The organism is Brevundimonas sp., assembly GCF_032107865.1.
In the GTDB taxonomy this organism is placed as follows: Bacteria; Pseudomonadota; Alphaproteobacteria; order Caulobacterales; family Caulobacteraceae; genus Brevundimonas.
Genome location: NZ_DAMCNG010000107.1, coordinates 1 through 9,643 on the forward strand (window position 1 = coordinate 1; position 9,643 = coordinate 9,643).

The following is a 9,643-nucleotide window of genomic DNA, read 5'->3' on the forward strand; positions in this document are numbered from 1 at the left end:
CTTATTCGACGCCGATCACACCGCTAACGGGGTCCCTTTTCCACGCCGATCCACACGTTCGCGAAAAGCTCGGTCAATTTTCACCGGTCTGAAGCGCTTATCGGCCGATTTGCAATCTGTTTTCCCGCCCGGACGAAGCGATCACAGCAAGCCAGCTGCACGGAGCTCAGCCACGCGGGCACGGGAAATCGGCGCCTCCAGCCCATTAGACAGAGTCAGCCGGAGTTTTCGCCCGTCTTCAACAATCCCGGTCACTGCGGCTCTCGCCACCCACCATGAGCGATGAGTCTGAAGTCCTTCGAGCCCATTAAGTCCGGCGATAGCCTGAAAGAAGGGCATCAACACCAGCTCTGACCCCACATCCGTATGGACCCGAACATAGTGATCTTCCATCTGCAGGCAGACCAGTGAGCGGTCCAGACATCTGAGGACACTACGACTTCCTGCCACCGTGTTCGTCCGCACTCGCGGCGGCCGCGCCACCGATCTGCGCACCGACGCCCGGCTTTGACCGGGCGGCATTCCATGAGGCTTTCAACCGAGACGTCGTCCGCTTCTTTCAGGCTTCCCTCCGGTGAACCAAAAATAGACGGCACGCTCGGAGGCCGACATCAGTTTTTCGCCATTAGCGGTCATGCGGACCACGCCGTAAACGCGACATTGGTCTGCGAGCTGGCAGACCGCTTTCGAGAGCGATACCTACTTCGCAGACCGACCCATTGCGGACTTCCGCAACGCCTGTTTCCGGGTATTTCGTTATCCGCATTCCCGACGTGTGCTTTGCCTAGATCGTCACACCGTCTGGTCACCGCCGGCAAGTTTCCAGTTCCGAAGCCGTTTGCGCGGTTCGACCAGTCGGATGATGATAGCTGGGTCGTCCTGTCACCGCGCTGGGCTGACGGAACTGTTCACCGCGCAAACCCGCCCGCAGCATCAGAAGGCTCTGCCATCACATTCCTGATCCAGTCGGTGTAACGACTGAGGCGAACATTGCAGGTCAACTGTCCATAGAGCCCCGGGTTGGTCGTCTTGACGTCGCCGAAGATGAACCCCCACGAAGCCAGACCCGCTAACTTCCACTCGCCGCCCTCTTCAACTAGCGCCGGTCCGCCGCTGTCGCCGCTGCCCGTCTTGCCTTCAAGGGGCAGGGCCTTGGCAGGGTCATCGAAGACGTAACAAATCCACCGATCATCGGCGCTGGTTATGGTGTTGAAAGCACGACGCAGCGCTGTCCGGTTGGGACCTTGCGGGCTGTGGCCGGACAATCCCGTTCCCGTCGCACCCTTTCCGATAATCTTGACGACGCTGCCAACCTCGCCATCGCCATCGTAGATAGGAACTGGCTCAACGTCGGTTACGGCGTGCGTCAACTTGATCAGCGCAATATCGTTGGACGACGCAATGGAAAAGACCGCAAGGATCCAGTCGCCCGTGGAAAGGGCCTGATCAATCATCCCCTGCGGCGGCTGTTTCGCTCCAGAGTGGATGAAGACCTTTTGCACTTCTCTCGGCACACCGCCGATCTCAATGGCTTTCAGGGTAGCGTTTCGAGGGATTGCGTGAGCTGCTGTAATCACCCATCGCGGGGCAATCAGCACGCCGTGTCCTTCGGACGGCATGTCCGCGAGCGCCGGAAAATCGGACGCAGGTATCCGATACCTGCTGTCGTCGACATCATGCCTGATGACGATGGCCTCCGCGGAGGAGGCGACAACAAGAAGCGTGAAGCCTAGTAGAAGGGATCGCAGCATGCCGAGATTTCTATCGGCCAAGCTCTGCACGCGCAACCTGTGGACCCAGGTGTGACGAAGCGCCTTGACTTGCGGCTACCATCGACCGGTTTTTGTCCGACAGGATGGTCGGTGTGCTCGGAAGAGACGGGCATGGACCTACCTATTGCGAGTTGAGGCGGAGATCGCGCGGAGAGACGAGGAAGGTTTGGTCATGGGTCGAACCAGTGCGTCAGCGACCTTCAGGAAGCGATGACGTCGTTTGGCGGCCATGCTCGGATCGGCGCCGCGCAGCATGGCGCGTCCGTCAAAACGGGGCGCTTCATCGCGTATTCGTTCAATGAGCGCTGTCAGATGCGCGGAGCCTTTTCGAGCGTCCATCAAAGCGGCGTGGGAGCGGGCTTCGGCCAATCGTCGCTGAAGCGCCGCATCCACATCCTGACCAAGCTCGGATTTGACGGCCATCTGAATGAAGTCATGGGCGTACAGGCGCACGAAGCTCTCTTCGATCATCGCCGGCCCTTCAAACCGATCGTCCTTCACCGTCAAGACGATCGCGGAGGAAGCGCGGTCTGGTGCCCGGTCACAGGCGCAACCTTCTTCTTGGGGATACGAATACGCGGCGCGGGAGGCGGCTTGGGAAGCGCGGCTCGCCTCGCCGCTTCAGCATCGATAAGCGGATCACCTCGGAAGCGGCGGCGATTTGGCCTGGCAGGCCAAGCTGGATCAACCGCTCGGCGTTGGCTCGCAACGACGACAGATCGGCGTCGCTCATTTTCGGAAGCATTCCTGACAGAGGCTTCATGGGTGGATCCTCTAGGAATGTGCATGGTTGCGACGTTCCCGGCGCAACGTCTCGGCTGACCAGCGCTGGTCGTCGACATCCGCCGGACACAGCCTCCGTCCGCTGATTGAAGGAAAGCGGCCTGCCCCCGAGCGACCACGGCCGCCGCCCGTCGGCGGCGACCGGATCATCTCTTATCGTCCAGGCGGGCTTTAGGGCGCGACGGTAAGGCGGCCTGCGGATTCCTTGCCGCTTCGGGCGTCTCGTTCCAATTCGAAGTTGATCTTCTGCCCCTCGCTCAGGGAGCTGAAATCGGAGGTTTCAACAGCCGAGGCGTGGACGAAGACGTCCTTGCTGCCGTCATCAGGGGCGATGAACCCATAACCTTTGGTGGAATTGTACCATTTCACTGTGCCGGTAGCCATTTGGAGACCTCCGTCTGGCGTTGACCGTAGGGAAAACCCCTCGTCGGCCTGTCGGGTCTGAATGGGATCGGCTTTGAAGCTCGGCGCGCAATGTAAAGGGCTGCAGCGTTACGCAAGGAGATCGACCGATACGATATGGGAAGGCGAAGCTGTGGGCGCAAGGGCATGAGAAACGCGCGCCGCCCAGCGTCGGTGCGCCGTCCGCCCCAACCGCATCGCGCCAATCCCTCATTGCTTTTCGCATCGCACAATCTAGCTTCCGCGCTCCAATAGAGGGGCTTTCAAATGAATCTGCGGCAATGGGGACTGTGTACTGTGGTCCTGACGCTTCTGGCGCCGCCGGCCTGGGCCCAGCAGGCCGCGCCGGAGTGGATGACCGCCCCGCGCGACTGGTCCGCTACCTTGAAAGACGATGTCGACGCCGTAGGTCGCATCATCGAAGAGACCCATCCGGGCATGTACGATGATCGCAATCCGGCTTTCCGCCAGCGCGTCGAGGCGGGCTTGGCTGAGGCGCGTGAACGCGCGGAGACGACGACGGACGTCGGCGGTTGGTGGTGGACCATGCGCGGCCTGATCGCCGGGTTTGACGACGGCCACGTGGACATCGGCCTGACCAATCAAGGCGGGTTCCCGACGCGTTGGCCAGGCTTCCTCACCCTCTATGACGGCGCTGATCAGGTCGTCGCCAGCCGGGACGAGGCGGACGACAGCAGCCCGCCCCTGGGCGCCAAGCTGATCGCCTGCGACGGCGTGGACGCCGCCGCCCTGGCCGAGCGCCGCGTCGGCGCCTTCCGCGGACGTTGGTTCCTTGAAGCGCAGAAGATCCAATTCGGGGATTGGGTCTTCATGAGCTCCAGCAATCCGTGGAACTCCGAGATGTCGGAATGCCGCTTTGAGGTCCAGGGCGTCGAACGATCCTATCGCCTGACCTGGCGATCGATCGAACCCCAGGACCTTGGCGCGCGGCGCACAGCCCTCACACAACGGGTTTCGCCTCCCTTCGGTCTCAAGACGCTGGATGACGGCGGCGTATGGCTGTCGATGCCGTCGTTCAACGGCGATCCCAATTCCGAAGCATATGCGGCCCTGACGACCCTGCTGGTGGAGGCGGCCGAAAACCAGGCTCGTCTGCGCGCCGCCCCCTACGTGGTTCTCGACGTTCGCGACAACGGCGGCGGTTCTTCGCACTGGAGCGCGCGCCTGGCGCTGACCCTCTGGGGCGGCGACTGGGCGACGACCCACCCCATGGCCCCGATCGAAAGCGTCGATTGGCGCGCATCCGAAGCCAATATCGCCGGTTTTAAGGTCCTCCGCGACCAACTGACCGCAGCCGGCGGCGACCCTCAGATGATCGCCTGGGCGAGCGCCGCGATCGACGGCATGCAGAACGCAATGGCGGCCGGCGAACCCTTGTGGCGGCAGCAGAACACGGCGGAAACCCCGCCGACCTATGACGTCCCGCCGGAAAATCCAATGAAGGGGAACGTCTTCGTCCTGACAGACTTCCGTTGCGGTTCGGCTTGCCTGGACGCCGTCGACCTATGGAAGACACTGGGCGCCGTCCAGATCGGTCGAGAGACGAACGCCGACACGGTTTACATGGAACTGCGCGAAATGGCCCTGCCGAGCGGTCTGGCCAAGGTGTGGGTCCCCATGAAGGTCTATCGCGGCCGAGGTCGAGGCAACAACGAACCACAGGTTCCAGCTCATGTCTTCGCTGGCGGCATGGCGGATGAACAAGCGCTCCGGGCCTGGGTGCAAGGATTGGCCGCGGCGGACTAGACGCCATGACCTCGACTTCCCGGCTGTTCAGATGGGAGGGCCTGCGGAGGCGTTCTCGATCGGATACCCGAACTCTCCGCAAAGGCTCTCAACTCCGGGCTCAGATCCCATCAGGATCGTCGATGGCAGCACCCTAGAAAATAAGTTCTTGCGGTGAATGCGACACATGTCGCATATATGCGACGGTTATCGCAGAGAGCCTTCCCATGTCCTCCTCCCTCAGTCCGTCGAACGCCGAGCTGGCCCTGCTGAAATGTCTGTGGCGCCATGGCGCGAGCAGCGCGCGTGAGCTGCACGACCATGTCCTGCCGATCCTCGACTGGTCCTATTCCTCGACGCGCAAGACGCTCGAACGGATGATCGCCAAGGGGCTGGTCGAGGAGGCTTCGGAACACGGGTTGAATATCTATCGCGCGCGTGTCGGCAAGGTGGCTACCCTAGCGGCGATCAGCGCCGATTTCGTTCAGCGCGTGCTTGAGATCGACGCGCCCCTTCCTGCACAGGCCTTCGCCGACAGCCGACTGCTCGACCAGGGCGAACTCGAGGAGCTCGAGGCCCTGCTGCGGGACGCCGCGGCCGGGGACGACGCGTGATGACTGCAGTGCCGGAAAATTTCTGGTTGATCCACGGTCTCGCCAGCTTGGCTGGATCGGCTCTGATGTGGGGGATGGGACTAGCCTTCGAGCGGGCGTTCCGCTTGTCGGCCGCCGCCAAGGGCTACTGGCTGGCGATCTGGCTGATGGCGGTCATTCCGACGTTTCTGGCGCTGGCGCTGCAACTGGTCCCCATGCCCAACACCTCGCCGATCCAGGCGCTTCTGCCGCTGCCGGCCGCAATGGATCTCGGCGTCGATGGTGCGGCGATCGGAACCGCCGCCGGCCCCCTGCCGGCCCCCTCGTGGTCGACATTGCTTGGGCTGATCTACCTCGCGGGCCTGGTCGGCCTAGCCTCCAAGGCCATCATCGAGACCTTCCAGGTCCGCCGCATTGTTCGCCAGGCCCTGCCCATCGATGCGGAAGCCTGGCCGGGTCCCTTTGCGTGCCAGGAAGCGCGGCGGCTAAATGCTCAGGGCATCGAGTTGCGCATGACGCGGTGCTCGATCACTCCCTTTGCCGTTGGGTCGCCAGCTCGGATAATCATCCTGCCCCAGGACGCGGTCACCCTGTTCGATGATCGCACTCTTCGCCTGATCATCCGCCACGAGGCGGCCCACATTGCCCAACGCGACCCCCAGCGGGCCGCGATCATGGCGGTCATCGGCCTGATCTTCTGGTTCAACCCTTTCCTGCGCTGGCTCCAGGCCAGGGTGCAGATGGCGGCCGAACTGCGCTGCGACTACCTGGCTTTGGGAGATGACCGCGCAGCGCGGCCAATCCTGGCCCGCGCCTATATCGAGACGTTGAAAATGGACGCGGCCCGGCGCGGCCAGCTGTCCGTCACGGCTCTGGCGCACCATGATCTAACGGGCCACAAGGTGCGCCTGCGACACATGCTTCATGGGGACCCAGGGCGCAGCCTGGGCCGCCACGGTCGCCTCGTTCTCTCCTTCATCGCCTTGGTCGCGGTGACCGCGACGGCGTCGGTTCAGTTTGCCGCCGCCACGCCCCGACCGGATTCAGAACCCTCGACGCCTAAGGGGGGCCCTCAGACGACGGCAGCGCCGTCGGGGCCAATACGAATGACGTCTCCCCTGGCTGCCCAGCGCGTCACGAGCCATTTCCACGAGGTCAGCGACTTCCGCTCGCAGCCCCATCGCGGAACTGATTTTGGCGCCGCAGTCGGAACGCGCGTCGCCGCCGTCGCCGATGGGGTCGTAACAGCCGCGACAGATCATTACGCTGGCGGCGAAGGCTACGGCACGGTGATCGTAGTGGACCACGGCCAAGGATGGCAATCCCTGTACGCCCATCTGGATCAGGCCACGGTTCAGGTGGGTCAACGGGTCTCTGCCGGCGACCAGATCGCCCGGTCCGGCGCGTCCGGCAAAGTCAGTGGACCCCACCTGCATCTCGAGGTGCTGAAGGACGGTCAACGTCTGGATCCGGAATCCGTCCTCCCCTGATCGGCGGCTGACCGGCCCGCCGCCGCTTCTAAACACTCACAAACTTTTCGCTGAACGGGTGCGCGCACCCGCGACGTCGCACGCCTGTGCGCTATCCCGGAGAAACCCATGTCCGCAAAGACGTTGATCTTGGCCGTCGGCCTGACCTGTTGCGCCCCATCCCCCATAGCCTGGGCCCAGTCCGCATCCTCCGAGAGCGAGCAACTGGCGGTGAGCGAGTTGGACGAGGTGGTCGTGCAGGGCGTGCGGCGCGATCCCCGTCGCGACGACACGTCCAGCCGCATCGTCGTGGGTCAGGAGGAGTTGACCCGCTTTGGTGACACGTCCCTGACCGAGGCCATGAAGCGCCTTCCGGGGGTCACCGTGGGGCCGGCCCAGGCCGGACGCGCTGGCGGAATCTCTCTGCGGGGTATGGGCGAGGGTTACACCCAAATCCTGATCGACGGACAAAAAGCCCCGACCGGGTTCGACCTAGAGTCCCTGACGCCGGACATGGTAGCGAGCATCGAGATCCTCAGATCGCCCACCGCAGATATTCGAGCCGAGGGGACGGCCGGCAGCATCAACATAATCCTGACCCGTGGCGCCAATCGCGACAGCACGACCGCCGCCCTGGTCTGGGAGACGACGAACGGCCGCGACATGGTCAACGCCTCTTGGCGCGGCACCCGACAGGTCGAAAACCTCACCCGGGCGCTGGCGGTCAATCTGCGGCGTCGAGAGGTGCGTGCCGACGATACTGCGGTATGGCGCGAAACAGACTCGTCTGGCACGACCGACGCGCTGCGTACGTTGGTCTCGGCCATCGACGCCGTGCGAACTAACTTAACCCTAACCCCCAGCGTGCAGGTCGACCTGGCCAATGGCGACCGGTTGGGGCTCCATGGCGCCATCGACGTCAGCCGACTGGATCGGTCTGGCGTCGAGGACTGGCGGACGATCATCGGGTCACCGCTGGAGCGCACCGCCCTGCGTCAGGATTTGACCATCGACCTGTCCAAGCTCAACCTCGGCCTGGACTGGGTACGCACCTTCCAGGATGGTGCAGTATTGACGTCAAAGGCCACCTTGGGCGGCAATCGCGAGACCTATCGCTTTGACGAACAGGGCTATGACGACAACGGGCGGCAGACCCTGGACGACCGCACCCGCGCCCGCACCCGCGTCCTGGGCCTCACGGCGAGCAGCAAATACGCCTTCGGCCCAACGGGCGCCCACACCTATGAAATCGGCTGGGAGACCGCCCTGGATAAGCGCCGTGACCGTCGCGTTCAGGATCTGGGCCCTGTCGGCGGAACGCCCGGCACGATCGACGACCAAACCTTCGACATCGATATCCGTCGCCTGGCGGTCTACGCTCAGGATGAGATCCAACTGAACCCGACCTTGTCCATGTATTTCGGTCTGAGATGGGAAGGCGTCGAGACCACCAGCGACAGTGTCGCCTACCCGGATTTGCGCCGTCGCGACACCCTGTTGTCCCCGACCTTTCATTCCGTCTGGACACTGCCGGGCGCCGCTCGGCGACAGATACGGCTGGCCGCCAACCGGACCTTCAAGCTGCCGCCGATCTCGTCTTTGACGCCACGGCCCTATACTTCGTCCAACAACACCCCCCTGGCTCCGGACGAGCAGGGCAATCCGGCTCTGCGGCCCGAGAGCGCCACGGGCTTTGATCTCGCCTTCGAGCAATACTGGGACGCAGGCGCCCGGATCAGTTTCGGAACCTTCGTGCGCCGGATCGACGGAGTGGTGCGATCCGAGACCCGCCTTCTGAACGGTCGATGGGTGGCTTCGCCCTTCAATGGGGGGGCGGCGACCGTATGGGGGCTGGAGACCGACGCCCGGTTCAACCTCAACCAAGTCCTAGCCCTCGTTCTGCCGGGCGCGCCAGATGTCGCGCTCCGATTTAACGCCACCTACTCCGACTCCTCGGTGGCCGATGTACGAGGGCCCGACGACCGCATCCCGGGGCAGATCCCGTTCAGCGCGACGTTCGGCGGCGACTATGTCGTGCGTCCAGGGTGGACGGTAGGCGCCAGCTATAGCCACCGCTCTGAGTCCACCATCCAGATCGCAGCGACCCAGCGACGACAGGTCTCGTCCGCCGATGATCTGGAACTCTACTCCCTGTGGTCCCTGAACCCGCTCACCTCCTTGCGGCTGAGCGGGTCAAGCCTGACGGCGCGAGACGCCCGGTCCAGCAACTGGCGATCGGACGGGCAGTCCCTTCTGAATCTGGAAAAGCGAAACCACAGCGCCCCGGTATTCCGGATCCAGCTTGAGCGGGAGTTCTAGGCAGAAGCCATGACTCAGAACCTACGGCAAGGTCCCCGACCCTCTGGGCTCCGTCCGCTGAGCACGTCACGTTTTACCTCAGCGGGCCAGTCGGTCAGCAAAGCCGAGGTCAGAGGCTGAGGGAACGCCTATGAGCGCCTTTCAGGTCTCCGAGAGGGGGACCTTTCTAACCACCGCTTTGAGTCAGACTGAGCCATTCAATGACGTCGTGGATGCGCCAGATGTGGTCATTGCCGCTCTGCCATAAAAGCGGCACTCAAACCCTTCGCAAAAAGACCTGATTTTCTCCCCCCTTACGAAGCTCCGCTTGCCCCCCCAGGCACAAGAGCGCATATAGAACAAATGAGGAACATTTATTCTCAGCCTGACGCGTTGGCGGCGCTGAAGACGCGCCTGCAGGCCTTGGATCGGGCCGGCGGTCGTCGAGTCGGCGCGGGCGTGCGCGCGGGAAGCGACGATGTCTTTGCGCCGTTGGCCACGGGTGTTCTGCATGACCTCTACGCCGCCGCCCCTGCCGACGCGGTGGCGGTCAACGCTTTCGGCCTGGGCCTGGCGCGGC

9 protein-coding genes and 1 pseudogene are annotated in these 9,643 nt (G+C 63.4%); 5 read left to right on the forward strand and 5 right to left on the reverse strand.

All coding sequences use genetic code 11. From position 1 onward, the window contains the following. Nucleotides 1–141 precede the first annotated feature (141 nt). The 5 genes from RT567_RS10060 to RT567_RS10080 form a co-directional block, all read right to left on the reverse strand. On the reverse strand, nucleotides 142–522 hold the full coding sequence (locus tag RT567_RS10060; protein WP_313576241.1) for a LytTR family DNA-binding domain-containing protein: 381 nt from the start codon (nucleotides 520–522) through the stop codon (nucleotides 142–144). Nucleotides 523–908: 386 nt separating this feature from the next. Further along, the gene (locus tag RT567_RS10065) at nucleotides 909–1,751 is read right to left on the reverse strand and encodes a trypsin-like serine protease (RefSeq protein WP_312205391.1); all 843 of its coding nucleotides are present in this window, start codon (nucleotides 1,749–1,751) and stop codon (nucleotides 909–911) included. 138 nt (nucleotides 1,752–1,889) lie between these two features. Then, nucleotides 1,890–2,279, reverse strand: coding sequence for a hypothetical protein (locus RT567_RS10070; protein WP_312205392.1), 390 nt, complete (start codon nucleotides 2,277–2,279; stop codon nucleotides 1,890–1,892). Between the two features lie 34 nt (nucleotides 2,280–2,313). After that, a complete protein-coding gene (locus RT567_RS10075) occupies nucleotides 2,314–2,505 on the reverse strand; it encodes a hypothetical protein (protein WP_313576244.1) in 192 nt (63 codons plus the stop codon). A gap of 221 nt (nucleotides 2,506–2,726) precedes the next feature. Further along, entirely contained in the window at nucleotides 2,727–2,939 is a 213-nt protein-coding gene (locus RT567_RS10080; protein WP_313576246.1) for a cold-shock protein, read from the reverse strand. A 285-nt stretch (nucleotides 2,940–3,224) separates the two neighbouring features. On the opposite strand from RT567_RS10080, the gene RT567_RS10085 reads away from it, so the two are divergent. From RT567_RS10085 to RT567_RS10105, 5 genes and pseudogenes are all read left to right on the forward strand, one after another. Beyond that, complete coding sequence (locus RT567_RS10085) at nucleotides 3,225–4,724, forward strand: S41 family peptidase (RefSeq protein WP_313576248.1); 1,500 nt, start codon at nucleotides 3,225–3,227, stop codon at nucleotides 4,722–4,724. A 206-nt stretch (nucleotides 4,725–4,930) separates the two neighbouring features. Continuing rightward, the gene (locus RT567_RS10090) at nucleotides 4,931–5,317 is read left to right on the forward strand and encodes a BlaI/MecI/CopY family transcriptional regulator (RefSeq protein ID WP_312205648.1); all 387 of its coding nucleotides are present in this window, start codon (nucleotides 4,931–4,933) and stop codon (nucleotides 5,315–5,317) included. Then, nucleotides 5,317–6,786, forward strand: a complete 1,470-nt coding sequence (locus tag RT567_RS10095) for a M23/M56 family metallopeptidase (protein ID WP_313576250.1) — start codon at nucleotides 5,317–5,319, stop codon at nucleotides 6,784–6,786. Before RT567_RS10090 ends, RT567_RS10095 begins: the two co-directional genes overlap by 1 nt. Before the next feature lie 108 nt (nucleotides 6,787–6,894). Continuing rightward, a complete protein-coding gene (locus RT567_RS10100; RefSeq protein WP_313576252.1) occupies nucleotides 6,895–9,084 on the forward strand; it encodes a TonB-dependent receptor domain-containing protein in 2,190 nt (729 codons plus the stop codon). 342 nt (nucleotides 9,085–9,426) lie between these two features. Continuing rightward, nucleotides 9,427–9,643 (forward strand): annotated as a pseudogene (locus tag RT567_RS10105) (hypothetical protein); the annotation flags it as partial.